The sequence below is a fragment of the Maribacter sp. HS genome, from assembly GCF_048059195.1.
Classification (GTDB): Bacteria; Bacteroidota; Bacteroidia; order Flavobacteriales; family Flavobacteriaceae; genus Maribacter; species Maribacter dokdonensis.
Genome location: NZ_JAYLVV010000002.1, coordinates 291,913 through 317,532 on the forward strand (window position 1 = coordinate 291,913; position 25,620 = coordinate 317,532).

At 36.2% G+C, this 25,620-nt stretch carries 23 protein-coding genes and 2 tRNA genes; 10 read left to right on the top strand and 15 right to left on the bottom strand.

Annotated features, from left to right (window positions below):
• Position 1: 1 nt before the first annotated feature.
• The 3 genes from tpiA to VBZ51_RS01400 are packed head-to-tail and all read right to left on the bottom strand — an operon-like array spanning position 2 to position 2,435.
• Positions 2-751 carry a triose-phosphate isomerase gene (gene tpiA / locus VBZ51_RS01390; protein ID WP_286813264.1) on the bottom strand — a complete coding sequence of 250 codons (750 nt, stop codon included), beginning with the start codon at positions 749-751 and terminating at the stop codon, positions 2-4.
• Between the two features lie 29 nt (positions 752-780).
• Entirely contained in the window at positions 781-1,878 is a 1,098-nt protein-coding gene (locus VBZ51_RS01395; protein WP_416575830.1) for a BT_3928 family protein, read from the bottom strand.
• A gap of 8 nt (positions 1,879-1,886) precedes the next feature.
• Positions 1,887-2,435, bottom strand: coding sequence for a DUF1599 domain-containing protein (locus tag VBZ51_RS01400; protein ID WP_416575831.1), 549 nt, complete (start codon positions 2,433-2,435; stop codon positions 1,887-1,889).
• A 103-nt stretch (positions 2,436-2,538) separates the two neighbouring features.
• Here VBZ51_RS01400 and folP point away from each other — a divergent pair, with 103 nt between their 5' ends.
• The 3 genes from folP to VBZ51_RS01415 are packed head-to-tail and all read left to right on the top strand — an operon-like array spanning position 2,539 to position 4,985.
• Positions 2,539-3,363: a dihydropteroate synthase gene (gene folP / locus VBZ51_RS01405; protein WP_416575832.1), complete on the top strand. Its 825-nt coding sequence runs from the start codon at positions 2,539-2,541 to the stop codon at positions 3,361-3,363.
• Between the two features lie 39 nt (positions 3,364-3,402).
• On the top strand, positions 3,403-4,191 hold the full coding sequence (locus VBZ51_RS01410) for a diadenylate cyclase (protein ID WP_058103638.1): 789 nt from the start codon (positions 3,403-3,405) through the stop codon (positions 4,189-4,191).
• Positions 4,188-4,985 carry a DUF3667 domain-containing protein gene (locus VBZ51_RS01415; RefSeq protein ID WP_416575833.1) on the top strand — a complete coding sequence of 266 codons (798 nt, stop codon included), beginning with the start codon at positions 4,188-4,190 and terminating at the stop codon, positions 4,983-4,985. The genes VBZ51_RS01410 and VBZ51_RS01415 overlap by 4 nt, the downstream gene beginning before the upstream one ends.
• Here the strand turns inward: VBZ51_RS01415 and VBZ51_RS01420 are convergent, their stop codons facing one another.
• Positions 4,986-6,752: an ABC transporter ATP-binding protein gene (locus VBZ51_RS01420; protein WP_071341510.1), complete on the bottom strand. Its 1,767-nt coding sequence runs from the start codon at positions 6,750-6,752 to the stop codon at positions 4,986-4,988.
• Positions 6,745-7,494: a tRNA pseudouridine(38-40) synthase TruA gene (truA, locus tag VBZ51_RS01425; RefSeq protein ID WP_416575834.1), complete on the bottom strand. Its 750-nt coding sequence runs from the start codon at positions 7,492-7,494 to the stop codon at positions 6,745-6,747. Before truA ends, VBZ51_RS01420 begins: the two co-directional genes overlap by 8 nt.
• A gap of 146 nt (positions 7,495-7,640) precedes the next feature.
• Between truA and VBZ51_RS01430 the strand changes: the two genes are divergently transcribed.
• Positions 7,641-8,135: a metallophosphoesterase family protein gene (locus tag VBZ51_RS01430; RefSeq protein ID WP_416575835.1), complete on the top strand. Its 495-nt coding sequence runs from the start codon at positions 7,641-7,643 to the stop codon at positions 8,133-8,135.
• A gap of 42 nt (positions 8,136-8,177) precedes the next feature.
• Here the strand turns inward: VBZ51_RS01430 and VBZ51_RS01435 are convergent, their stop codons facing one another.
• The 3 genes from VBZ51_RS01435 to VBZ51_RS01445 all read right to left on the bottom strand — a co-directional run bounded on the left by VBZ51_RS01435 (position 8,178) and on the right by VBZ51_RS01445 (position 10,309).
• Complete coding sequence (locus VBZ51_RS01435) at positions 8,178-9,038, bottom strand: hypothetical protein (RefSeq protein WP_071341507.1); 861 nt, start codon at positions 9,036-9,038, stop codon at positions 8,178-8,180.
• Between the two features lie 119 nt (positions 9,039-9,157).
• The gene (locus VBZ51_RS01440; protein ID WP_058103644.1) at positions 9,158-9,655 is read right to left on the bottom strand and encodes a hypothetical protein; all 498 of its coding nucleotides are present in this window, start codon (positions 9,653-9,655) and stop codon (positions 9,158-9,160) included.
• Positions 9,656-9,898: 243 nt separating this feature from the next.
• The gene (locus VBZ51_RS01445; protein ID WP_348429192.1) at positions 9,899-10,309 is read right to left on the bottom strand and encodes a DUF4293 domain-containing protein; all 411 of its coding nucleotides are present in this window, start codon (positions 10,307-10,309) and stop codon (positions 9,899-9,901) included.
• A 202-nt stretch (positions 10,310-10,511) separates the two neighbouring features.
• Between VBZ51_RS01445 and rho the strand changes: the two genes are divergently transcribed.
• Together rho and VBZ51_RS01455 are read left to right on the top strand one after the other, a co-directional pair.
• Positions 10,512-12,146, top strand: coding sequence for a transcription termination factor Rho (rho, locus tag VBZ51_RS01450; protein ID WP_071341506.1), 1,635 nt, complete (start codon positions 10,512-10,514; stop codon positions 12,144-12,146).
• Positions 12,147-12,350: 204 nt separating this feature from the next.
• A complete protein-coding gene (locus tag VBZ51_RS01455) occupies positions 12,351-13,055 on the top strand; it encodes a hypothetical protein (protein WP_416575836.1) in 705 nt (234 codons plus the stop codon).
• A 786-nt stretch (positions 13,056-13,841) separates the two neighbouring features.
• On the opposite strand, the gene rpsT is transcribed toward VBZ51_RS01455, so the two are convergent.
• The 4 genes from rpsT to proS form a co-directional block, all read right to left on the bottom strand.
• Positions 13,842-14,093 carry a 30S ribosomal protein S20 gene (rpsT, locus tag VBZ51_RS01460; RefSeq protein WP_036152561.1) on the bottom strand — a complete coding sequence of 84 codons (252 nt, stop codon included), beginning with the start codon at positions 14,091-14,093 and terminating at the stop codon, positions 13,842-13,844.
• Positions 14,094-14,140: 47 nt separating this feature from the next.
• A tRNA-Glu gene (locus VBZ51_RS01465) sits at positions 14,141-14,212 on the bottom strand.
• A gap of 43 nt (positions 14,213-14,255) precedes the next feature.
• Positions 14,256-14,327, bottom strand: a tRNA-Glu gene (locus VBZ51_RS01470).
• 78 nt (positions 14,328-14,405) lie between these two features.
• On the bottom strand, positions 14,406-15,881 hold the full coding sequence (gene proS, locus VBZ51_RS01475) for a proline--tRNA ligase (protein ID WP_416575837.1): 1,476 nt from the start codon (positions 15,879-15,881) through the stop codon (positions 14,406-14,408).
• A gap of 96 nt (positions 15,882-15,977) precedes the next feature.
• Here proS and VBZ51_RS01480 point away from each other — a divergent pair, with 96 nt between their 5' ends.
• Together VBZ51_RS01480 and VBZ51_RS01485 are read left to right on the top strand one after the other, a co-directional pair.
• Positions 15,978-17,297, top strand: a complete 1,320-nt coding sequence (locus VBZ51_RS01480; protein ID WP_305521517.1) for a hypothetical protein — start codon at positions 15,978-15,980, stop codon at positions 17,295-17,297.
• Between the two features lie 32 nt (positions 17,298-17,329).
• A complete protein-coding gene (locus VBZ51_RS01485; RefSeq protein WP_416575838.1) occupies positions 17,330-18,835 on the top strand; it encodes an OmpP1/FadL family transporter in 1,506 nt (501 codons plus the stop codon).
• 146 nt (positions 18,836-18,981) lie between these two features.
• Here VBZ51_RS01485 and VBZ51_RS01490 read toward each other — a convergent pair whose 3' ends face one another.
• Together VBZ51_RS01490 and VBZ51_RS01495 are read right to left on the bottom strand one after the other, a co-directional pair.
• Positions 18,982-20,418 carry a T9SS type B sorting domain-containing protein gene (locus VBZ51_RS01490; RefSeq protein WP_074672534.1) on the bottom strand — a complete coding sequence of 479 codons (1,437 nt, stop codon included), beginning with the start codon at positions 20,416-20,418 and terminating at the stop codon, positions 18,982-18,984.
• 125 nt (positions 20,419-20,543) lie between these two features.
• Complete coding sequence (locus tag VBZ51_RS01495; protein WP_416575839.1) at positions 20,544-22,346, bottom strand: T9SS type B sorting domain-containing protein; 1,803 nt, start codon at positions 22,344-22,346, stop codon at positions 20,544-20,546.
• Between the two features lie 134 nt (positions 22,347-22,480).
• On the opposite strand from VBZ51_RS01495, the gene folE reads away from it, so the two are divergent.
• Together folE and cysS are read left to right on the top strand one after the other, a co-directional pair.
• On the top strand, positions 22,481-23,161 hold the full coding sequence (gene folE, locus VBZ51_RS01500) for a GTP cyclohydrolase I FolE (RefSeq protein WP_058103653.1): 681 nt from the start codon (positions 22,481-22,483) through the stop codon (positions 23,159-23,161).
• Positions 23,162-23,175: 14 nt separating this feature from the next.
• The gene (gene cysS / locus VBZ51_RS01505) at positions 23,176-24,654 is read left to right on the top strand and encodes a cysteine--tRNA ligase (protein ID WP_099189388.1); all 1,479 of its coding nucleotides are present in this window, start codon (positions 23,176-23,178) and stop codon (positions 24,652-24,654) included.
• Here the strand turns inward: cysS and VBZ51_RS01510 are convergent.
• Positions 24,651-25,574: an AraC family transcriptional regulator gene (locus VBZ51_RS01510; RefSeq protein WP_244745008.1), complete on the bottom strand. Its 924-nt coding sequence runs from the start codon at positions 25,572-25,574 to the stop codon at positions 24,651-24,653. The genes cysS and VBZ51_RS01510 overlap by 4 nt on opposite strands.
• Positions 25,575-25,620 lie beyond the last annotated feature (46 nt).

Sequence of the window (25,620 nt, forward strand, 5' to 3'; positions counted from 1 at the left end):
CTTAAATAGCATTTATAATCGCTATGAAATCATCTGCTACCAAAGACGCCCCGCCTATTAAGCCACCATCAACATCTGGCTTAGAGAAAATTTCTTCCGCATTACCCGGTTTTACACTACCACCATAAAGAATGGTAACATTATTTGCAATTGTTGCATCAAATGCCTCAGAAATAGTTTTACGAATAAATGCGTGCATTTCTTGCGCTTGATCTGGAGAAGCTGTTTCACCTGTACCAATTGCCCAAACTGGCTCATAAGCCAAAACAATATTAGACCACGCAGATGGCTCTAAATTAAAAAGTACGTTTTTCAATTGGCTTTCTACCAATTTAAAATGGTTGCCTGATTTACGATCTTCTAGCTCCTCACCAAAACAGAACATTACGCGAATGCCTTTTTGTAAAGCTGTTATTACCTTTTTTGAAAGTATTGCATCACTTTCTGCAAAATAGGCTCTTCTTTCTGAGTGGCCAATTATGGCGGTATCAACACCAATATTCAATAACATATCTGCAGATATTTCACCTGTAAAAGCTCCACTTTCAGCAAAGTGCATATTCTGCGCTATAACCTCAATCTTAGAATTTTCTAAAGTACGCACGGCGCTTGCTAAATTCACATAAGTTGGTGCTACCATTACTTCTGCATTCGTATCTGGTAATTTTGCAGATAACTCAGCCAAAAGTGTTTCTGTTTCTGCCAAATTTTTGTTCATTTTCCAGTTACCCGCTACTATCTTTGCTCTCATATTTTTGTTTCTAGTTGTTCAGTTTATATTTATTCGAAAATCAAATTTTCTAAATCATTGTAATGTAATTTTTGCACTATGGTTCCTTTCTCCAGTACTAAAACTCCCGGGTTAGATCTAACAATAGTTTTAAGTGTAGTTTCATCTGTAAAGTAAAAATCAAACGCCAGGTTGTTTTCTTTTTTCAACGCATCTGTTTGATCAGGACCGGAAGCAGACATACCTATAACTTTATAACCCGCTTTTAACGCCTTATCCGTCACAGCTTTTATTTCTTTGAAAACCTCAAGATTGGACTTACGCAAATCGTATGCTATGACCATTACCAATTTAGGCTCTTGCAATAATGCTGCTGCAAAATCTTCTCCGTTTTGCTCTATAGTGAAATCATGAACAGGTGGTTCATACCCTGCTTGAATTTCTTCTGTTTCCACATCCATAAATTCCCCGTCTACCGTTGGGTAATCTCCATTGGTGACATAAATTTCCTCATTGCCGTTGACATTAAACTTCCATTTATATTCAAACACCGCTTTTGGAGCATCTGCAGGAGTGTTCATACCTTCCTCTATATTCTTGCCAATTTCATAGGGTCTAAAATCAATAACCGGTAAATGGTTCAACACATAATACACATACCCTACACAAGCAATAAAAGAAACATATAGTACAGACATCAAGGTCTTAGAATTCACTAAAGGAGTTATATATTTTCTACCAACATATATAATTAAAATCAAAACCAACAGTACCACATCTTTCGTAAACGATTCCCACGGAGTCAATTTAATTGCGTCGCCAAAGCAACCGCAATCAGTTACTTTATTAAAATATGCAGAATAAAATGTAAGGAACGTGAAGAAAATTATCATTGTTAATAAGGTCCACACAGTAAGTTTACGTTTATAGCCCAGAATTAGCATTACCCCAACCATTACCTCTACGATTACCACAAGTATAGAAATGGCCAATGCGAACGGAGTTAAAAAAGGAAGGTCCAATACACCTTGACTGAAATACTCTTCTAGTTTAAATGAAAAACCAACGGGATCGTTCAGTTTTATAAATCCGCTAATGATAAAAAGTATTCCAACAAAAATTCTAACGACACCTACTAAATACTTCATTCTTAATTTTATTTTTCTGATTCTGAACCTAAATGTATTAATGCAAAGACGGCATAATTGATCATATCTTGATAATTGGCATCTATACCCTCACTAACCAATGTTTTACCCTTATTATCCTCTATTTGCTTTACGCGAAGTAATTTCTGTAAAATAAGATCTGTAAGTGAACTTACCCTCATATCTCTCCAAGCTTCTCCATAATCATGGTTCTTGTTCAACATAAGTTCTTTGGTAATTTTAATATGCTTGGCATACAACTCCACAGCCTTTTCAATAGAAAGATCAGGCTGATCAGCTACACCTAATTCTAGTTGAATTAGTGCCATTACCGAGTAATTAATGATACCTATGAATTCTGAGCGTTCACCTTCATCAACCTTACGAACTTCATTTTCTTGAAGACTACGTATACGTTGCGCTTTTATAAAAATTTGATCCGTAAGCGAAGGCAATCTTAAAATTCTCCAAGCACTGCCGTAATCTGACATTTTTTTCTGGTATAGATTAATACAAATCTCAATTACCTCATCGTATTCCTTTGCCGTATCTAGCATGTAATTCTATCTAATTTGTGTAAATTTCGCTTAAAAAATTGTAACCATCAAGATAGATGGTTTAAACTTGGAAAATGCCACAAATTCCTTTTAATTATTGAAAATGACCATAAACTGTAACGGCAAACTTATTTCTCTTGAACGACCCAAAATAATGGGCATTTTAAATGTTACCCCAGATTCTTTTTTTGATGGCGGTAAATATAAGGGTGAAGCAAGTGTACTGAACCAAGTTGATAAAATGCTAAATGAAGGCGCAACATTTATAGATGTAGGAGCTTATAGTAGCAGACCAGGTGCCAAAGAGGTGGATGAGGACACAGAATTAAAACGAATTACACCAATTGTAAGTTTAATAATCAATAAATTTCCAGATGTTATTCTTTCAATAGACACTTTTAGAAGTAATGTCGCTAAAGCATGCATTGAAAATGGTGCCGCTATAGTAAATGACATTTCTGCGGGATTACATGATGATAATATGTTGAGCACTGTAGCCAAACTAAATGTACCATACATTATGATGCACATGCGCGGTATACCCAAAAACATGCAGCAACAAACAGATTATAAGGATATTTTAAAGGAAGTACTTTTTTATTTTTCAGAAAGACTTGCTGCCGCAAAAGCATTAGGTGTTAAAGATATTATTATTGATCCAGGATTTGGTTTTGCAAAAAACCTGGAACAAAATTTTGAGCTTTTAAAACAAATGGAAATAATGAGCATCATTGAACACCCTTTACTAGCAGGTATTAGCAGAAAATCAATGATTTACAAGACATTAGACGTAACTGCGGACCAAGCTTTAAACGGCACCACAGCATTGCACATGGCGTGCTTACAAAAGGGAGCGAAAATTCTAAGGGTGCATGATGTTAAAGAAGCTGTAGAGTGCACAAAACTATATGAACAATTAAATGCCTAAGTTTATACTGATTTCTTAATTTTACTAAAACGGACCTGATTGGATTTTTTAAATTTTATTGATTTTAAGATTACCGATGTATTAGACATCATTTTTGTTGCCGTGCTCTTATACTACATTTATAAGCTGGTAAGAGGCTCTGTTGCTATTAATATTTTCATCGGAATTGTCATTGTTTGGGCATTTTGGAAATTGACCGAGTTGTTGGACATGCAAATGATCAGTAGCATGGTAGGTGCATTTATGCAAGTTGGACTTATTGCTTTGATCATTGTTTTTCAACAAGAGATCAGAAAGTTCTTGCTAATGATCGGGTCAACCAATTTTGCCAACAAAAGAAACTTTGTAAAACACTTTAAATTTTTAAAGCAAGAAGGGATTTCTACAGAAACCGATGTAGACGCTATAATTAAAGCTTGTGAAAAAATGGCCAGTACCAAAACCGGGGCCATTTTAGTAATAGAACGTAGCAACTCTTTAGATTTCATTAAAAGCTCTGGAGATCGTATGAATATTGAAATCAACCAACCCATTCTAGAAAGTATCTTCTATAAAAACAGCACATTGCATGATGGTGCCGCAGTTATTGTTGGTAATTATATTGTAGCAACAAGAGTAATTTTACCAGTGTCAAACGAGCGAAACATCCCCCTTCGTTTTGGGTTACGACACAGAGCTGCAGTCGGTATTAGCGAAAAAACAGACGCCCTAAGTATAGTGGTCAGTGAAGAAACAGGACTAATCTCCTATATTAAAAACGGGGAATTTGTTTTGTATGATTCTATCACCCAATTAACTAATATGCTGAAGCAAGATTTGGTGCAATGAATTGTAAGAACTGCCAAAACAACTTAAGAACGGATTATAGTTATTGTCCCCATTGTGGCGCTAAGGTAATTAGAAACAGACTTACAGTAAAGAATTTATGGTATGATGCTACCGAGCGATTTTTCAACATTGACAATACCTTTCTTATAACATTTAAACACCTTTTTACTAAACCTGATGAAGTTATTGGAGGATACATTAGCGGTGTTAGAAAGAAGTACTTAAACCCTATTAGCTATTTTACAATAGCCATTACTTTTGGAGGATTATTTGTATATGTATGCACTGAGTTTTTCCCTAATGCTTTAGACTTTGATTTTCTATATCAAAGTGGAGAGTCTATGACCGAAGCAGAAAAAATGGGTCAGGATTTTCAAAAACAATGGAATACTTATCTGTTTAAATATCAAAGTTTGGTATATATAGCCATGCTTCCATTTCTAGCATTGATCTCCAGACTTGTATTTTTCAACAAAAAACAATTTAATCTGAGCGAACATTTTGTAATCAACATCTATGCATACTCTCAAATGTCTATTCTCATCAACATCTTATACCTGTTGACTATTTGGAGTTCAAAAATGTTGTATTATGTCTCTTTTGGAAATATGATTTTCCAAATTTTATTTTTTACTTGGGTATTTTTCAAAATCTTTAATCTTACTATAAAACAGACCATAATAAAACTATTATTATTTCTAGTTTTATTAGGCGTTGTGTTTACACTTTTTATTATCGGAATATCAGTTTATTTGGCTTTTTTCACGGACACATTTCAGCAAATGACTCCTTGATCAAGCAACCTCCTCAGCTAAGAACTGAGCCTCATACAGATTACTATAATAACCACCTTTTTTAAGAAGTTCTTTATGTGTGCCTGTCTCAACGATGTTACCGGCATCCATTACAATAATTTTATCCGCTTTTTTAATAGTAGCTAATCTGTGTGCAATTACGATAGAAGTTCTCCCTTGGGTAATCTTATCCGTAGCCAATTGGATCAATTGTTCAGAATACGTATCTACGGACGATGTAGCTTCATCCAATATTAAGATACTAGGATTACTTACATATGCACGTAAAAAAGCAATTAGCTGGCGTTGACCACTTGAAAGCATGGTACCTCGTTCTTTTACATTATAGTGATAGCCACCTGGTAGGCTGGAAATAAATTCATCTACCCCAATAGCCTTGGCCGCTTTTTCTATATCATCAACAGATATACTTTCTTCTTTTAAAGAAATGTTATTTGCAATGGTATCGGCAAAAAGAAACACATCTTGTAATACTACGGCAATATGAGATCTTAATGAAGATAATTTATAGTCTTGAATATCAACACCATCAACCTTAATTGAACCTGAATTAATTTCGTAAAATCTGTTCAATAAATTAATTATCGTACTTTTTCCGGCTCCTGTAGCACCAACAATAGCTACTGTTTCTCCTGCTTTAACATCAAAGGAAATACCATGTAACACCTCTTCATCTTCCAAATATCCAAAATGAACGTTTTCAAAAGAAATATCACCACTTACCACTTCTTTCTCATAAGAACCTACATTTTGTATGTGACTATCGGTATCCAAAATTTTAAAAACCCTATTAGCCGCAACCATACCCATTTGCAAGGTGTTGAACTTGTCCGCAATTTGGCGCAATGGTCTAAACAACAAATCTATCAACATAATAAAAGCAAATAACGTACCTGCAATATCAGTTGAAATATTCGCTACATTCTGTAAGCCACCGTACCAAACAATTAACCCTACCGTTAAAGAAGAAACAATTTCAGCAATAGGGAAAAAGATAGAATTATACCATACCGTTTTCAACCAAGCTTTTTTATGTTTTTCGTTTATTTCCCTAAACTTGGCACTTTCAATTTTCTCTCTGGTAAAAAGTTGAACGATTTTCATTCCTGTAATTCGCTCCTGCACAAAGGAATTTAAATTTGAAACCTCTGCCCTTACCTCGGTAAACGCTACTTTCATCGCTTTTTGAAACCATCTAGTAGCATATACTATAATTGGTAATAGCGCAAATACGATTAATGATAACTTCCAATTAATAAACAACATGACCATTGCCGCAACGACCATTTTCAATAAATCGGCCACAATGACAAAAAAACCTTGACTAAAAATCTCTCCTATTCGTTGCATATCTGCAACAGCCCTAGTTACCAAAACACCCAATGAGGAATTATCAAAATAGGTCATTTTAAAAGAAAGCATTTTCTTGAAAAGACTTATCCTTACATCTTTGATCACAGATTCTCCTAACCAGTTAGCGTAATAATTGAACGCCAGTTGAAAAATTACCTGACCAAGCAAAACCACCAACATTGCAACCGTTAAATACAATAGCATTTCTTTATTGCTACCCTTAATGGCCTCATCAATAATTTTTTTTACGATCAAAGGGGTAAGAATAGCAAAACCAGACAATAATATGGCAGACAATGCAACACCATAAAATGTAATTTTGTACGGTTTTGTATAGGCCAGTAAGCGTTTAAAAAGACGAGTGTCAAATGCTTTGCCAGAATCCTTATCCATTCTTTAAAATAGTATTGGGGTAAACAATAGAGGTCAAATATAGTCCTTTTGCAGGAACAGAAACGCCTGCCATTGTCCTATCCTTGCTTTTTAATATGGTATTAACATAGTCAGGTGAATATTTCCCTAATCCTACATTAATTAGCGTCCCAACGATAGCCCTAACCATATTTCTTAAAAACCGATCTGCCGTAATGGTAAATACAAGCGTATTATTTTCTAGCTTCCATTGTGCTTCTCTTAGGTCACAGATATTGGTAAAAACATCTGTATTGGATTTAGAAAAACATTCAAAATCTTTTTTGCCCAACAATAGTTCAGCTGCATCGTTCATTAGTTGAATATCTAGATCTTTTTTTACGAAATATGCAAGGTCCGTAGAAAAAGGATCCTTGCTTTTTGCAATATGATATTCATATGTTCTGGAAGTAGCATGAAAACGTGCATGTGCCTCATCTTCTACTTCAAAAATACGGTCTACCGCAATGTCATTTGGCAAATAAGAATTAAGTCTGAACACATATTCAGGAATATCACCCAAGCTATCAACATCAAAATGGGCATACATCATTTTGGCATGAACACCAGTATCTGTACGTCCTGCACCCATTAATGCAACCGGACTGTTTAAAAGTTTGGACATCGCTTTTTCCAGCACTTCTTGCACTGTAATGGCATTTGGCTGATTTTGCCAACCGTGATACGCTTTACCGAAGTATGAAAATTGAATGAAGAATCTCAAAAGGATATACTAGTTTTGTATTTGACAAAGGTATTAAAAACCATACGTTTTAACATTCTTGGTACCCACAGTAAATAGGAAAACTTAAACGTTGGTTATTTTCATTTTTCATGGAAAGTCAATAAATATAAAATTCAGCAATAATAATGACCAAAATTCTTCTTCTTTCCGATACACATTCTTACATGGACGACGCCATATTAAAACATGCAAGATGGGCAGACGAAGTATGGCATGCAGGGGATATTGGGAACTTAAAAGTAACCGATGCACTTGCAAAACTTAAACCACTAAGAGGTGTACATGGCAATATTGACGATCATATCATTCAAAAAGAATTTCCTGAAAAAAATAGATTTTTCTGTGAGGGAGTTGATGTTCTTATTACCCACATTGGAGGGTATCCACCTAAATACAATAGTAGAACACGCGATATTATTAAAGAAAATCCGCCTAAACTTTTCATTTGTGGTCACTCTCACATTTTAAAAGTAATGATGGACAAAAAGTTAGGGGTACTACATATGAACCCTGGGGCCTGTGGAAAACATGGGTTTCATCAAGTACGCACCATGTTACGTTTTGTTATCGACGGAGACAATATCAAAAATCTTGAAGTAATTGAGCTTGGAAAAAGGTAAAAACAGGGCGTCACTTAACACTTACACCCTGTATTTAGCTAATTAATATTCAAATGAAACTCCCAAAGAAATGGTACCACCATCGTAGACATTTTTTCTATCTACCAGAAAACCGGCATAATCGGAGTATTGCGCAACCAAATTAAAATGGTCTGTAATCTTATACATTGACGTAATTCCGTAATTTGTAAATGTGGTACCCTCACCAAATAAGAAAGAGCCACTTTGCACATTATTCTCAGAAGATAATCTTTCTTGAATTTTCAATTTTCCAATAAGATATAGCTTATTAAAGAACAAATGTCCCAACTCAACCCCGGCTTGAAATTGGTTACTGAATCCTTCAGTTCTAAAATTTACACTTGAAAATGCCGATGCATATGTTTTACCGTTTTTAAAACCATGGGATGCGGCCAAGGTTGTCCATATATTAAATTCACCATCAGAAACAGGTAAATTTATTTCATCAAATTGACCAAAGGCATTTGGCTCGTTAGATCTTGCAAAGTTAGTACCATCATTAGTGGGTATATCCAAAGCAACCTGTAAAGACAAAGGAAAGCTTTTAAGTAGCTTATACTTAACTCCCAATTGTATATTACCTACACCAGCAACAGTTTCTGTAGTGCTAAAACTATTTAAACGAACAATTGGCAAATCTACTATTGCAGTAAACCTATCGGAGATACCGTATTCACCGTAAAGCAAGAGTCCGCTGGTTCTAAAATCGCTTCCTTGATCAGCCAATCTACCCTCTGTTGTATAATAATTATTAGAAGAGAAATATGATGCCGAAGCTTGAAGATAGAATCCCTTTGCCTCCCTTGTCCATCCGCTTTGCGCCTGCAGACCAACAGTAAGCAAGCAAAAGCAAATACCTAAGAAGATTTTTATTTTTTCCATAATTCTGTTTTTTCAAATTATAGGCCACAACATTGAAAACCTATAAAAAAAGCCTTTGGGAGACATAGAAAAACAGAATCAGGTGTCTCTATTCCCAAAGGCAATCAATATTCTATTTTTTAGTTTAATGCTACATTTCCAAAAGGAATATTAGCAGTAGCACACCAAAGAATAATGTGTGTGTATTTAGCATCAGGCATTGCATCTAACTTTATGAACATTTCACCATTACCGGCAACGTTACCAATAAGCATTAGATCTGGGTTACCATTAGCTGGATCGGCAGTGAAAGTGTCTGAGGTAGAAAAGAAAATACCTACGGTACCAGTACCTAATTCAGTTGTAAAATCATCTCCAAAATGCACAAAATAAGAACTTTCGGTATCTACACCCAATTCAACCAAACCTTGGGTAGGCGTGCCACTTTCTGCTACCAAATTACCGCTTAATGAAACCGTTAGGTCACCAACTGGCATTGAAGAATCTACTTCAACCGTTTCTGTTTCAACCACAGTTTCCGTAACGGTTACTGTTTCTACATCATCATCTGAGCAGCTAACAAAGAATGTTGTTACGGCACTAAGTAATAATACAAGTGTAAATTTTCTGTTTTTCATAATCGTAAATTTTTAAAATTGTTTTAGTTTAAAACAGGATATTAACGACTATCGCTAACCTTGCTGTTTCTTGAGGACAAACATAAAACCACGATATCACGAAGAATTCAAGAAAAAGTAAACAGTTTATCACATATGATTGAAATACTGCAATATTTCTGTGATATTTAAGAAAGTGGAGACATAAAAAAACCCGGTAACTACCCCGGGTTTTAACGCACTAATACTACTAAGATTACAGGCTTAACGTAAGCGATCAACAGATTTTACAAGATCTTCATCCTTTTTTATTGCCCTATTTGCAAGGACCAAAAAAATGATAGAAAATACTGGAATCAGCATCCCAATACCCTTCTCAGAAACCAAAGTTTCTCCGGATAAGTTTAGTGATCGGTAAACGAAAAATCCTAATAAAAAAACGTTCAATATCATGTTCAGCCTGTTTATTACAAACTGAGATTTTCTATTTTTAAATTGTACCATAGACCAAATAGCCAAAACGGCACTTGCGTAAAATGCGATAGAAATGAGCAATTCATTGTTTGCAAAAACTTCTATACCATCTACATCAATCCACAGATTAAAGAAGAACGGAAGGATACCCGTAAGTATTGCAACAATTACTAAAAAAAGGCTCTGAATTCTTTGAATCATAAATCTAATATCGCTTTCTAATTGCAAAAATACAGGTCTTTTCAAAAAATATAACCATTTTATTCAAAATAATTTGTAATATTGCTACGTTATCACGTCATAACACCTACCAGTTAAGGAATAACTTTCCTTATAGATTATCCAAATAAAATTATTTACTTCTTACAATACAAACTACTTATATAATTTATTCTATTACTTAATGTTTGAGATTTCAGATTTAAAATCGAAAAAGCTACCTGAGCTTCAGGAAATTGCTAAAGGACTTAAGGTTCCTAAATTCAAAACCTTGAAAAAACTAGATTTAGTTTATCAAATTTTGGACCTACAAGCTGCCAACCCAAAAGTTGCCGCAGCTATTGCCCCCACAACCACTGAAGAGGCACCTAAGCCTACAGAAGAAAAACCGAAGCCTAAACCTAGACCTAGAACACGTGTTGCACAAAACACCAAAAAGGATGCTAGTACAGACGCTAAACCGGCTACGGCAAAAGAGACTCCCGTAAAAAAGGAAGCTCCGCAAGAAAATGAGGTTAAAGAAGTTACTGAACAAAAAAGACCTAGACCAAGACCTAAGTCTTCAAATCAGTCAAACAATAACAATAATAAGAATTCGCAACAGAATAATAATCACAAGAAGAAACCTAACCCAAGGACTCCTCATGACAAAAGTAATTTTGACAAAGACCTTAAAAACAGGTACAAGGAGCCAGAATATGAGTTTGATTCCATAATAGCCAGTGAAGGTGTATTGGATATCATGCAAGATGGATACGGTTTTTTACGTTCTTCCGATTATAACTACCTATCATCTCCTGATGATATCTATGTTTCTCAGTCGCAAATTCGTCTTTTTGGACTTAAAACAGGTGATACCGTTTTAGGTAACGTAAGACCACCAAAAGAAGGTGAAAAGTATTTCCCTCTTATTAAGGTAAATAAAATTAACGGCATAGACCCTCAGATCGTACGCGATCGTGTATCATTTGAGCATTTAACTCCGTTATTCCCACAAGAAAAATTCAATTTGGCAGAACGCCAAAGTACAATATCTACCCGTATTATTGATTTGTTCTCACCTATTGGTAAAGGGCAAAGAGGTATGATCGTATCGCAACCTAAGTCTGGTAAAACCATGTTACTTAAAGATATTGCGAACGGTATTGCTGCAAACCATCCTGAAGTTTACCAAATTATTTTGCTTATTGATGAAAGACCAGAAGAGGTTACGGATATGCAACGTAATGTTCGTGGTGAAGTTGTAGCATCTACTTTTGACAAAGAACCCACTGAGCACGTAAGAGTTGCTAATATTGTTTTGGAAAAAGCAAAGAGATTAGTAGAATGTGGTCATGACGTAGTAATCCTTTTAGATTCCATTACACGTTTGGCAAGAGCCTACAATACTGTTCAACCAGCTTCTGGTAAGGTATTAAGTGGTGGTGTTGATGCTAATGCATTACATAAGCCAAAAAGATTCTTTGGTGCTGCACGTAATATTGAAGGCGGTGGTTCATTGTCTATCATTGCAACAGCCTTAACTGAAACCGGGTCTAAAATGGACGAGGTTATTTTTGAGGAATTTAAAGGAACCGGTAACATGGAACTTCAATTGGATCGTAAGATTGCAAATAGAAGAATATTCCCTGCTATTGACCTTACTTCTTCAAGCACACGTAGAGATGACATGTTACTTGATGAAAACACCCTACAACGTATGTGGATAATGCGTAAGTACCTTGCAGATATGAATCCTGTAGAAGCCATGGAGTTTATTGAGCAACGTTTTAAACAAACCAAAAACAATGAAGAATTCTTGATGACAATGAATCAGTAATTCTTTTTAATTATAATTTTAAATCCCGATTTCTTAATGAAATCGGGATTTTTTATTTTGTAGCATACCCACCAATCATAAACTACCCTAATAATAACATCAAAAATTAAAGCTACTATTTTTTTGATATCTTTATAAAATCAGAAAGAACTATCCCCCAGTCTTTTAGCATTTTTCCTTAGTAAACACTTAAAATCTCAGAAAATGAAAAGACCATCTATCCTAATCAGTAAAATCTTATGCACCATTATCATCTCTGCTTTTATGAGCTGTAATGACCAACCCAAAGAGCAAGACCCAAAGGAACCGGTAAAACCAGTGGTATTTGCCCCTCAAGAAATAGTACCTATTTCACAGGCAAAAAATATGTATGACTCCTATGAAAAAAGGCGGGTACCATTAATACAACGTTATGAAGACTCTATAAATAAAATAACCAAAAGAGATGAAGAGTTTCATGTTGGCAGATTTGTTTACTACGATTATAAAACCATCAAGCAATATTTAGAATATATTGAACAAGAAGCTGCCGATGCCGGAGTTGAAATTTCCACATTAAGACTTTACTACTCCAACTACCCAAATGAGGAATATTTCCCTCAAAGCAAAGAACCGATCAAACACCCAAGACAGAACAGCATTATGCTCTCCCCTACTTATAATGACGGTAAGCGTGATTATCTTTTTTATATAGCTCAAGGAGCAAAGGGCAAACAAGCCGTACCTATGAACAATAGCTTTGAACCAATAAATGAAGGTTATGGCAATAATAATGACCCCAATACAAAAGCATATGCTTCATTTGCACCAACAACAAGTACACCAAAAGCTGTACCGGCAATATTACAAGGTCAAGAAAGTCTAACTTTGAATAGAGGCACAGGTGTACCGCCGCCAAAAAACCAATAAACATTTCACAGTCAAATAGCCCGTTAAACCATGTTGGAGTATATTTTAAATAATTACTACATCTGTTTCTATTTCATAGCACTGGTTTTATCCATTACCAAGTATAGGCTATACTACGATACCATCTTAAAATATTTACCCATAATATTAAGCTACGTTTTATTATCAGAAATACTAGGTGCTATCGTTAGGGATGTAGATGATATACAATTAGTTTATATACCTGAATATTATAATTACAACACTATAATTTTCAATATATTCGACATTGTATTCTATCTATATTTCTTTTATATTTTCTATCAATTAATTGAAAACAAAAGAAGTAGAATTCTCATTAAATATGGTGGTGTATTATTTTTATTGACCTGCATAGTCAATTTGTTTTTACAAGACTTTTACACCGAACCTCAGAACTATGCAATTATTGCGGGTGCAATAGTATTAATATTTGCGTGCCTAACTTATCTATACAAGATATTTACAGAAGAACAGAAATTTATACCTAGAAAAAACTTGCTATTTTGGATCAGTTTAGGATTACTTATGTTTTACATCTGCTACCCTATTTCCATGTATATATTGTCTTTTGATTATCAACTGTACACTACATACAATCTCTCTAAGTATCATTATATTTCAATAGCGACAATGTACCTCTGCTTCATCATAGGTTTTCTATCAATGAGAAGACTAAGGTTACCAATGAGGCAGACAAACTAAAATTTAGCCCACAAAAAAAGCCTCCCAGTTTTGGAAGGCTTTTTAATTTCTTAAGGCAATATCTTACAAAGCGGCAACGTGCTTTGCCAACTTACTTTTTAAGTTAGCAGCTTTGTTATCATGAATAATGTTACGCTTAGCTAAACGATCGATCATACTAACAACACTTGGAAAAAGAGCCTCTGCATCTTTCTTAGATTCTTCTGCACGCAATCTCTTTATAGCATTACGTGTAGTTTTATGCTGATATCTGTTACGTAAACGAACTGCTTCGTTTCTTCTAATTCTCTTTAATGCCGACTTGTGATTTGCCATTTTATTCTCTGTTATAATTTCTTCGGATTTTCATCCATTTAATTTTGTAGTCCGTAGGGGAATCGAACCCCTGTTACCAGGATGAAAACCTGGCGTCCTAACCCCTAGACGAACGGACCATTATGTCACTGCTTTGGAAAATTATCCAAAAAATTAATTTTGTAGTCCGTAGGGGAATCGAACCCCTGTTACCAGGATGAAAACCTGGCGTCCTAACCCCTAGACGAACGGACCATACTTTGCGCAATTGCGGATGCAAAAATACAAATATTTTTCACTATCGCAACACCTGAATATAATTTTTTAAAAAAATTAATATGCTTTTGCAAATAACACCCTTTTTTGAGACGGTTTACCACTAACCATACACACACCTTCTTCACTCTTTGCATCAATAGGAATGCAACGTATAGTGGCTTTTGTCTCTTCCTTCACCAGTTCTTCCGTTTCTTTACTTCCATCCCAATGAGCAGAAATAAATCCTCCTTTTTCTTCTAAAACTTTTTTGAATTCATCATAAGAATTCACTTCGGTTATATGATTATTTCTGTAATCAAGTGCTTTCTGGTACATATTCTTTTGAATATCGTCCATTAAGAACTGGATTTTTTCAACTACATCTGCAGCATTTACCGTTTCTTTTTCCAAGGTATCCCTTCTTGCCACTTCATAAGTACCATTTTCCATATCTCTTGGTCCAATAGCCAAACGTACAGGCACTCCCCTTAATTCATATTCATTGAACTTAAACCCTGGTTTGTGCGTATCTCTATTATCAAATTTCACTGAAATACCTTTACTCCTTAGTTCTTTCACTAAAGGATTAACAGTTTCCGAAATTTGATCCAATTGATCAATTCCTTTATAAATAGGTACAATAACAACTTGTATAGGTGCTAATTTTGGAGGAATAACTAAACCATTATCATCACTATGAGTCATTACCAAAGCACCCATTAACCTTGTAGACACCCCCCATGAAGTAGCCCATACATGCTCTTTACCGCCTTCCTTGGTCGCAAATTTGACATCAAAAGCCTTAGCGAAATTCTGGCCCAAAAAGTGAGATGTACCTGCCTGTAAGGCTTTACCATCTTGCATTAAAGCCTCTATACAATATGTCTCAATTGCCCCTGCAAATCTTTCACTTTCGGTCTTAGTTCCTTTAATTACAGGCACCGCCATATGATTTTCAACAAAATCAGCATACACGTTCATCATTTGCTCCGCCTCTTCTATGGCTTCTTTTTCCGTAGCATGGGCAGTATGACCTTCTTGCCATAAAAATTCTGCCGTTCTCAAGAACAATCTTGTACGCATCTCCCAACGAACCACATTTGCCCATTGGTTAATTAATAATGGTAAATCTCTGTAGGACTGTATCCATTTTCTATAAGTATCCCATATAATAGTTTCAGAAGTAGGTCTAACAATAAGCTCCTCCTCTAGTTTAGCTTCTGGATCTACGATTATACCGCTTCCGTCTTCGGCATTCTTTAACCTATAATGTGTTACAACTGCACATTCTTTTGCAAAACCTTCTACGTGACTTGCTTCTTTACTTAAATATGATTTTGGAATAAACAATGGAAAGTAGGCGTTCTCATGTCCGGTCTCCTTGAACATTTTATCCAAACCAGCTTGCATCTTCTCCCAAATACCAAAACCATATGGTTTTATGACCATACAACCTCTAACACCGGAGTTTTCGGCTAGATCGGCCTTAACTACCAATTCATTATACCACTTGGAATAATCCTCGCTTCTCTTTGTTAAATTTTTACTCATTATCTAGACTTTGGCACAAATTTTGTGATTCTTTGTATGTAATAATTGGGTAAAACTAGTTATTTTTAATATGTTCAACAATATAATTTTGATCCGATGATATATTCCTTACCCCACAACAAACTTCGCAACATTACAATGTTGGTAACCCTGGCAGTTTTTGCTGCTTCTTGCGGTACCTACCAACAATCTTCATATTATGACAATGACGGCATTTATTCAGACGACGTTGTAAGAACGGTAGAAAGAAGGCCAGAACAAAGAAACTACAATCAAAATACTTCAGAAAACGATACCTATTCATCTTATTTTGGTGAAAAGGCGGATCAATATGATCAAATTTTGGATAGCGAGATCTTTACCGATGTCGATTCTTATTCAAGTAATAATTTAGACGAAGAAATTCCTGAAGGTCAACTGACCGATTATTATGCCAATTCTAACGACTATGAAGGTTATGGTAGCTGGGGCAGCAACAATTCCGATGTAAGCATCTATATTCACAATAATGGATGGAACAATTGGGGCTACGGAGGATTCTACGGATGGAACGACCCATATTGGGGCTGGAACAACTGGGGTTGGAACAATTGGGGCTATGGAGGTTACTACGGTTATGGATGGAATAGACCATGGGGATGGAATAGATGGAACAATTGGGGTTATGGCGGATTTGGATTTGGCTACGCAGGTATTGGTTTCGGCTGGAACCGTCCTTTCTACGGTTATGGATACGGTTATGGTTATGGCAACGGGTATTACAATCGAAATCGTGGATTTTCCAATAGAAGCTATGCAGTTAACAACTCAAGAAGAGGCAATTACAATAGAAACACAACAAATAATAGCGGATTATCTTCTACAGCGGCTAGAGGTCGTTCTAATGTAAACACCAGAGGCAACTCACCTAGGTATAGAAGCACCACTTCTAGAGCGACAACTTCTAGAAGCTCTGCAAACACACGTAGTTCAAGAACGTATTCAGGCAACTCTTCTACAAGAAGAACTGTTGGTGTGGACCAAAACAGAGCATACAGAACAAGCAGAAGCACTAGAGCAACACCAAGATATAGCAGTTCCTCTAGAAACTACAGCAGCAGATACAGTAGCAGCCCAAGAACATACAGTTCTAGCTCATCTAGATCAAGCAGTAGGGTTAGCGTTCCCAGAACGTCTACCTATAGAAACTCCGGTAGTAGCTCAAGAAGTTATTCTTCGGGCAGAAGCTCAGGAAGTTCTAGCAGATCCTACCGTAGTTCCGGTAGCAGTTCTAGAAGCAGTAGTTACAGTTCTGGAAGAAGTAGTTCTAGTGGCAGCTCTTACAGAAGCTCTGGAAGCAGCTCCAGGAGTTCAAGCAGTGGATCCTCTTCTAGATCGTCTGGTTCTTCAAGAAGCAGCAGCAGTAGAAGAAACTAAAATCTAACATTTATCAACATATAAATATTGCTATGAAAAGATATTTGACTTTCGTAATACTAATGGCGTGTGCCATTGGTAGCGCTCAAAATATAAACGAAGCCTTACGTTACGGTACAGAAAACCTACAAGGTACCGCTCGCTTTCAAGCTATGGGTGGTGCATTTGGGGCTTTAGGTGGCGACTTATCCTCCTTAAACATAAACCCTGCCGGTTCAGCGGTATTCAATAATAGTCTTTTCACCATCTCGGGGTCCAATTACAACACCAATAATGACGCACGGTATTTTGGTGACACCAACATAACAAAAGATAATACTATTGAATTAAATCAAATTGGTGGCGCCTTTGTTTTCAGGAATACCGACTCCAATTCCGATTGGCAGAAATTTACCTTGGCTTTCAATTATGATTTGGTGAACAATTTTGATAATGAATACTATGTTTCAGGAAGTAGCACACAAGGTATAGACACGTATTTCTCCGAATATGCCCAAGGCACACCTTTTGGCTCCATTCTTGTACAAGATGGTGAATTTTTAGAGGAAGCTTATTTAGACATTGGTTCAGCACAAGGCTTTAGGGATCAACAAGCATTTTTAGGATATTATGGCGGTATTCTTGACCCAGAAACTGAAGATGACGCAAATACTAATTATGTAAGCAACACGCTTTATGATTTTGTGGAGCAAGATTTCATAAGAAGAACAACCGGGTACAATAGCAAGTTTACCATCAATGTAGCTTCACAGTACAAAGAAAACATATATCTAGGTGCTTCATTAAACTTCCACAGTGTACTCTATACGCAGTTTGATCAATTTACCGAGAGTGGTTACGAGCCTAATTCTGAAATAACCAGAACTACTTTTGATAATTATTTAGAAACGGAGGGTAATGGTTTTTCTTTTAGCCTAGGTGCTATTGCGAAATTAAACGATAATGTACGTCTGGGCGGTAGCTACCAATCACCAACCTGGTATCGTTTAGAGGATAATACTTCTCAACGCATTAATTCCGATCTTGCAGATGCCGATATTAATTTTATCAATTTTAATATTATTAATCTTTTTGAAAGTTATACAGTTAAAACACCAAGTAAACTTACAGGTAGTTTAGCCGTAATATTTGCAAAAGATGGGCTTTTGAGTTTTGATTATGGTTACCAAGATTTCTCACAATCTGAACTCCGCCCTACCAACGACCCAAGTTTTCAGACGGTAAATTCACAAATTGCAAGTGACTTAGGCGCTGTTTCAACCTTTAGACTTGGTGGTGAATATAGAATTCAACAAGTAAGTTTAAGGGCAGGCTATCGCTTTGAACAAAGTCCATATTCAAATGGCAATACTATAGGTGATTTAAACGCTATTTCTGGTGGTATAGGCTATAACTTCGGCGGCAGTAAGCTAGACTTTTCACTAAGCCGTTCCCAACAAGACGTTAGCGAAAGACTTTTCAATGCAGGTATTACAACACCGGCTATGATAGATAGAGGTATTACCAATGCAACCTTAAGCTATACGATAAACTTTTAAAGGAAATGGAATTCAATAAAAAAGGGGAGCAAATTGCTCCCCTTTTTTATTTTATTGACACCGCCTAAGAGTACAATACCCCAAGGCTTGCCTACAATTTAAAAGTTGGTTTCCTTTAAATGCCTCTTGAGCCTGTCCTGAGGGTTTTACCTTTTTAATGAAAAATGAGTTTTTCGGGTTTTGGCAACCAATAAGGCATCTTCTTGTTCACCATATTCAAAGCGAAACCAATAATCTGTAGATGGCATTTGCTGTCCATTGTAATTTCCGTCCCAAGCATCTGTAGAACCCAATTGCTTTAGAAGCTTACCATACCTATCAAAAATAAACACAACAGGGTCACTTAACGTCTCTATTCCCTCTACATTCCAGTCATCATTAATACCGTCACCATTAGGGGTGAAAAACTTTGGATACCCGACGACCAAAAATTCTAAGGGATCAGTAATACCGCAACCATTTTTATCATTAATAATAACCGTGTTAACACCAGGTGGAACATTCATAAAAACAGGACTATCTTGAAATACGCCGTCATTGATCGCATATTCATAATCCCCATCACCCTCAACAAAAAATTCGATATTATTTTGATCTGGATCAATGGAGAGATTGGTATCCAATGTTTCCACTCTTTCTAAAATAGGTGTACCATAGAACGTAACCAACACCCCACTATCATCGCTTACCGTTGGCGGAGAGCCCGATGCCGTTGTAATACTTGCAAAATAACGTCCTGTATTTGGGCTAACAATAACCAATTCCGCTCCAAAATCTCCTGAACCCGTTAATGTATCATCAATAATACCGTCGTCTTCATAATCTACCGTCCATTCAACGCTGGCGATATCCGCACCCGCTGGGGAATTCAACGCACTAATGGTGATAGGGTCATCCCCTTCGCAAGCAACAATATCCAATCCTAAAAATTCATCCCTTAAGGTACAATCCAAGGCAGTATCTTGATCAGCACTAACAGAACTACCTGTAAAAGTTAACATAAATGGCTCTGGGTCACCTGTAAAATTGTCTGCAAAATTATTGATCAAGATATAATAAATCTCACCTGGCAAAACATCTAAATACTCATCATATGTATTTTGATTACCTGTTAACGATGCCTGACCTTCTTGACCACTATCGGGATTTACACCAAGACCGGTAAAGTTTGTATCGTTCACTTCGTAATTACAACGAATTGGCTGTGCCGTTCCATTGCTAATAGCTGCACAATCCACATCTGGTCCATAAACTGCAAAATCCCATTCTGCCGTAGGTGTAGAACCAGTTGAAGGCAACGCCTCAATATCAAAACCAACCTGACCGCCGGTACCTGCCCTAAAAACAAACCAAGATGTATTGAATTCAATATTGGCCGAAGTTAGACTTCCTTTCTCTAGACATCCTGTTTCTCTTATAACTTCCGGATCAAAATCATCTACATCACCAGAACCACCGGCTATGCCCATAATAGGTTGATCGGCACAAACAGGTATAGCCGTTCTACAATCGGCTGAATTTTGTGCGCTTACTTTATAACAGAAAAGAAACAAACAACAAATAGAACAAATGAGTACTCTCATAAAAAGTGTAACTATTTAGTATACGTGATGTATATTATAACTACACATGACCTGCTTTAGTATCTTACAGCGAAGATTCTGGCATTTAATCGATAAAATACACTACTCACTGCCAATTATTACCTTTAACGCTTTAAAGTGAAGTGGTTATTAATATATGATGCGTTGGTATTCTCCCCTAAAGAATTGGTGTAAGAAAGTTTAAACCAGTAATCGGATTCCGGTAATAACTGCCCATTGAAAGAACCATTCCAACCACTGGAATCTTCGAATATCTGATATAACAATTTACCATAACGGTCGTAAATAGTGATCACCGGATCTTCTAATGCAGATAGACCATCTACTTTCCAAACATCGTTAACATTATCACCGTTTGGAGTAAAAAACTTAGGAAAGCCCACTACAACAATATCTCTGGTATCAGAACCACAGCCATTGGGGTCACGTACCGTTATTGTATGTTCTCCTGGAAATAAATTATTGAATACACTACTATTTTGCGGTGCTTGATCATCTACCTGATATTCAAAATCACCATTCTCTTCTAAATAAACATTTACCATGTTTGATGCATCATCCTCATATTCTATGGTAATATCGGATATAACGGGCGGACTAGAGAAAACAACGGTAACCGATCTTACGGTAATACATTGTATCAACCCTTGCGTATTGGTCACGGATAAGGTATAAACCCCAGGTTCTGCCACTGTAATTAAAGAACTTGTTTGACCTGAACTCCACTCATACGCAAAACTAGCATCAGGTATACGTTGACCAATGGTGACTACCGGCTCATCTCCGCAGATATAAACCTCAGTATCAAAATCTAAAACGGGCAATTCTATTCCTTCAACCTCAAAAGACTCAGAAGCATCAAAACACATGGAATTTTCAATAGAAGTTGTTCTAACATATATAGTTTGGGAAACTTGTGTAGGCACAAACTCTTTAGAAAGCGCATTGGCACCATCAAAAGCGTCTTCAAAACTTTCATGATAAGATACACGAAAATCTAGGGGGTTTTGCCCGCCCAATGCTTCAGCATCTTTTTCATTAAAATCAATGACCGTACCATCTAAACATGCCGTTTCATCTTCTAGTTCATAAGTTTCTGGAGAAGGGGCATATGCCACCTGTGTTTCACTTATTAAATTATTCCCTAAAGGTCTCACAACCAAAACTCGGTACATTCCAGAAACCGCCACTGATAATTCTGGATCACTTTCACCAGGTATACGTTGATAGCCTGTACCTGCATCTAAATACCATTCATAGGTTATAGCATCGGTCGTTGTAGCATCTAATACTACCGTTTCATTATCACATGCTATAATAGGCGGACCTAGCAAATTGTCTATAATATCACAGTCCAAAGCTGAATTAGGAAACTCAACAAAAATAGTCCCTGAAAACTGAATGGAAAATCCGGAGTTATTATTACTAAAGTTATTGATCATTAAAAGGTATTCTTCACCCGGCTCTACCAATAACCAATCATCATACTGTATATTTTCTATACCTGTAGGGTCTTCGCCCACCCCTATATAACTGCTATCATCAGAATTATCAAAATAGTTACATCTCACCGGATCTCCCAGTGCATTACAATCGTTAGTTCTGTATAGTGCAAAATCCCAATCTTCGTTTGAATCGAACCCAATATTAAACCCCAATTGCCCTACTTCTCCAATTTTGAAGGTATACCAAGCGGAGTTCGTTTCGATCGTACCACTACCTTGAGTAATACAACCAGAAATTGACGCACCATTATAATCATCAATTCCATAACCATTTGTACCTCCATTGACCGGAGTATTATAACAAATAGGAACTGCATTGGCGCAATCTGCCGACACTTGCGCAAAGCAAGTGAATATGCCAAAAAAACAAATTAATAAAATGGATATACCATACTTGGTCATAGGGGCCTCTTGATTTGGAAAAATAAAATTAACGAGACCTTAACGTTATGGCTAATTTATGTTGTGTAATGCCCGCATTTGGTTATAAAGTGTCACATATTGTATATCTTTGCAGCTTGTAAAAGAAAGATAAAATGAAAATTGAGGATACACTGGAAAATCAATTTGACGAAATAGGAAACGATCATATTTCTACGTCAGAAGATACTCCTTTACGTTCAGACGCTTTTGATTTGGACGATGCCGAAAAAATTGAACGTATTCGCAATAACGTACGTGAAATCATGCATACTTTAGGTTTAGATTTAAACGATGACAGTTTAAAAGGTACGCCTAATAGAGTTGCAAAAATGTATGTCAATGAAATTTTTGGTGGTTTAAACCCTAGTAGAAGACCAAAGGCATCTACTTTTGACAACAAGTACAAGTATGGTGAAATGCTGGTGGAAAAGAATATTACTTTGTACTCCACTTGTGAACATCATTTATTACCTATTGTTGGTCGTGCTCACGTAGCCTATATTTCTAACGGTACCGTAGTTGGGCTTTCAAAAATGAATCGTATCGTTGATTACTATGCCAAGAGACCTCAAGTTCAAGAACGTTTAAATATTCAAATCGTAAGAGAATTACAAAAAGCGTTAGGTACGGAAGACGTTGCATGTGTAATTGATGCCAAGCACCTTTGTGTAAACTCAAGAGGCATACGTGACATAGACAGTAGCACGGTAACGGCTGAATATGGTGGAAAATTCAAGGAAGAATTGGTACGCCGCGAGTTTTTGAACTACCTTAATTTAGACACCCATTTTTAATAGCATACAGCTTTATGCAATTGTACGAAAGTCAAGAAATCAAAGTATACAATTCCCTTACAGGGAAAAAAGAAGTTTTTAAACCCATAAACACAGGCCATATTGGCATGTATGTTTGTGGACCTACAGTGTATAGCAATGTACACTTAGGAAACTGTAGAACTTTTATGTCCTTTGACATGATTTTCAGATACTTTAAACATCTTGGCTATAAAGTACGTTATGTGCGCAATATTACCGATGCAGGTCATTTGGTAGATGACGCTGAAGACGGTGAAGACAAAATTGCAAAAAAGGCACGGTTAGAAAAATTGGAGCCAATGGAAGTTGTACAGCGCTATACTGTAGATTTTCATAATATATTGGAAAAATTCAATTTTTTACCTCCAAGTATTGAGCCTACCGCTACAGGACATATCATAGAACAAATTGAAATCATTAAGGATATTCTTGAAAAGGGATTTGCCTATGAAACCAATGGTTCTGTATATTTTGATGTTGCAAAATTTAATCAAGAACATGAGTATGGTAAATTAAGCGGGCGCAAGCTTGAAGATATGATTGCCAATACACGTGATCTTGCTGCCCAAGATGACAAACACAACCCTCAAGATTTTGCTTTGTGGAAAAAAGCGGAGCCACAGCATATTATGAGATGGCCATCGCCTTGGGGAGATGGTTTCCCAGGCTGGCATTTAGAATGTACAGCCATGAGCACCAAATACTTAGGAGAAACATTTGACATTCACGGCGGCGGTATGGATTTGAAATTCCCACACCATGAATGCGAAATTGCCCAAGCTGAAGCATGCAATGGCCAAAGTCCGGTCAATTATTGGTTACATGCAAATATGTTGACTTTGAACGGCAGAAAAATGGCAAAATCTACAGGAAACAGCATTCTCCCCGGTGAAATTTTTTCTGGCGAAAATGATATTTTAAGCAAGCCCTTTTCCCCGTCCATGGTAAGGTTTTTTATGATGCAAGCGCATTATACCAGTATTTTAGATATGAGCAATGATGCGTTGTTAGCTTCTGAAAAAGGATTCAATAAACTTATGGAGGCTTTTAATTCGTTGAAATCTTTACAAACGGGCAAAACTACCGATTTTGATGTTAAAGGTTGGAAAGCAACTTGCTATGCCGCCATGAACGATGATTTTAACACGCCTATTTTAATAGCAAAGCTTTTTGATGCTGTTAAGCATATTAACTTAATCAAAGAAGGCACTGAATCTATAACCGAAACAGATAAACAAGAATTAGAACAAACCTTACAAAATTTTGTTTTTGATGTTTTAGGCCTGGAGAACAAAAACAGTTCTGACGCAGATACTGAAAAACTAGGAGGTGTTGTAGAATTGTTGATAGAGTTACGCAAAGCGGCAAGGGAAAATAAAGACTTTGCTACTTCAGATAAAATACGCGATCAATTAGCAGAATTGGGTATTCAACTAAAAGACGGTAAAGAAGGTACTACGTATAGCCTTTAATCCAGATATTTTGATTTTTGAATTTTAGACTGGTATTCACCTGGCGCTAAATGCTGTCTTGTTTTAAAAACCCTATTGAAATAAGATCTACTTTCAAATCCGCAGTCAAGATATACGTCTTTTATGCTTCTTTTAGGGTCTTGCAATAGACCTACCGCTAATTTTATACGCTCGTTATTGATAAACTCCACGGGAGATATCCCTAACTCTTGCTTAAAAGTCCTATAAAAGTGAGAGGGACTCATACAAGCCATCTTACTAAGGTCATCTACATTTAAAGATTTATGAACGTTATTTCTAATATAACGTATAACCTCGGTCAACCTACTTTCCTTTTTAATGGATAATGTGGTGTTGCTATAAATTTTACGTTCATTGGTCTGTAAAATACGAATGATCAACTCTCTCAACATATTATCCACAAAAATATCTTTTGATGGGTGATCTTCTGAAAACAAAAACAACAATCTCTGAATGATTTGGTATATACCCCTATCATTTACAAAATGAAAATTATAGTCCATTAATCCCCATGCCTCTTTGGTACTTTTTGGCATATTCTCATTCATGAACTGTAATACCTTATTTATCTTATCTTCTGAAATAGCCATTGCCAAACATCTTGTAGGATTTTTTGCCATAGCTTCAGGAAAATCAATACACATACTTTCGTTTGCAGGTAAAACCAAAGATTCTCCAGGTAAAAAATCAAATGCCTCATAATCTCGTAAATGCATAATCTTTTTCCCTTGGATCATACTGGCCAAAACTGGCTGTTCAAATTTTAAAAGAACACTAGCTGCTTGTTCATGGGTTTCAAAAACATGCATGGCGGCATTGTTCATTGTGTAAGATGTCTGGTTCTCCACCATGGTCTCTAAACGCCTTCCTTCTAGAAAATTATCTGATAACTTAATCACAATTATTTTGATTTTATTTTAAGAAATTTACAAAAATATATGCTTA

Excerpts from the sequence above, each read along its gene's own strand:
- tpiA (WP_286813264.1), bottom strand. The coding sequence starts at position 751 with ATGAGAGCAAAGATAGTAGCGGGTAACTGGAAAATGAACAAAAATTTG.
- VBZ51_RS01395 (WP_416575830.1), bottom strand. The coding sequence starts at position 1,878 with ATGAAGTATTTAGTAGGTGTCGTTAGAATTTTTGTTGGAATACTTTTT.
- VBZ51_RS01400 (WP_416575831.1), bottom strand. The coding sequence starts at position 2,435 with ATGCTAGATACGGCAAAGGAATACGATGAGGTAATTGAGATTTGTATT.
- folP (WP_416575832.1), top strand. The coding sequence starts at position 2,539 with ATGACCATAAACTGTAACGGCAAACTTATTTCTCTTGAACGACCCAAA.
- VBZ51_RS01415 (WP_416575833.1), top strand. The coding sequence starts at position 4,188 with ATGAATTGTAAGAACTGCCAAAACAACTTAAGAACGGATTATAGTTAT.
- VBZ51_RS01420 (WP_071341510.1), bottom strand. The coding sequence starts at position 6,752 with ATGGATAAGGATTCTGGCAAAGCATTTGACACTCGTCTTTTTAAACGC.
- VBZ51_RS01430 (WP_416575835.1), top strand. The coding sequence starts at position 7,641 with ATGACCAAAATTCTTCTTCTTTCCGATACACATTCTTACATGGACGAC.
- VBZ51_RS01435 (WP_071341507.1), bottom strand. The coding sequence starts at position 9,038 with ATGGAAAAAATAAAAATCTTCTTAGGTATTTGCTTTTGCTTGCTTACT.
- VBZ51_RS01440 (WP_058103644.1), bottom strand. The coding sequence starts at position 9,655 with ATGAAAAACAGAAAATTTACACTTGTATTATTACTTAGTGCCGTAACA.
- VBZ51_RS01445 (WP_348429192.1), bottom strand. The coding sequence starts at position 10,309 with ATGATTCAAAGAATTCAGAGCCTTTTTTTAGTAATTGTTGCAATACTT.
- rho (WP_071341506.1), top strand. The coding sequence starts at position 10,512 with ATGTTTGAGATTTCAGATTTAAAATCGAAAAAGCTACCTGAGCTTCAG.
- VBZ51_RS01455 (WP_416575836.1), top strand. The coding sequence starts at position 12,351 with ATGAAAAGACCATCTATCCTAATCAGTAAAATCTTATGCACCATTATC.
- rpsT (WP_036152561.1), bottom strand. The coding sequence starts at position 14,093 with ATGGCAAATCACAAGTCGGCATTAAAGAGAATTAGAAGAAACGAAGCA.
- proS (WP_416575837.1), bottom strand. The coding sequence starts at position 15,881 with ATGAGTAAAAATTTAACAAAGAGAAGCGAGGATTATTCCAAGTGGTAT.
- VBZ51_RS01480 (WP_305521517.1), top strand. The coding sequence starts at position 15,978 with ATGATATATTCCTTACCCCACAACAAACTTCGCAACATTACAATGTTG.
- VBZ51_RS01485 (WP_416575838.1), top strand. The coding sequence starts at position 17,330 with ATGAAAAGATATTTGACTTTCGTAATACTAATGGCGTGTGCCATTGGT.
- VBZ51_RS01490 (WP_074672534.1), bottom strand. The coding sequence starts at position 20,418 with ATGAGAGTACTCATTTGTTCTATTTGTTGTTTGTTTCTTTTCTGTTAT.
- VBZ51_RS01495 (WP_416575839.1), bottom strand. The coding sequence starts at position 22,346 with ATGACCAAGTATGGTATATCCATTTTATTAATTTGTTTTTTTGGCATA.
- folE (WP_058103653.1), top strand. The coding sequence starts at position 22,481 with ATGAAAATTGAGGATACACTGGAAAATCAATTTGACGAAATAGGAAAC.
- cysS (WP_099189388.1), top strand. The coding sequence starts at position 23,176 with ATGCAATTGTACGAAAGTCAAGAAATCAAAGTATACAATTCCCTTACA.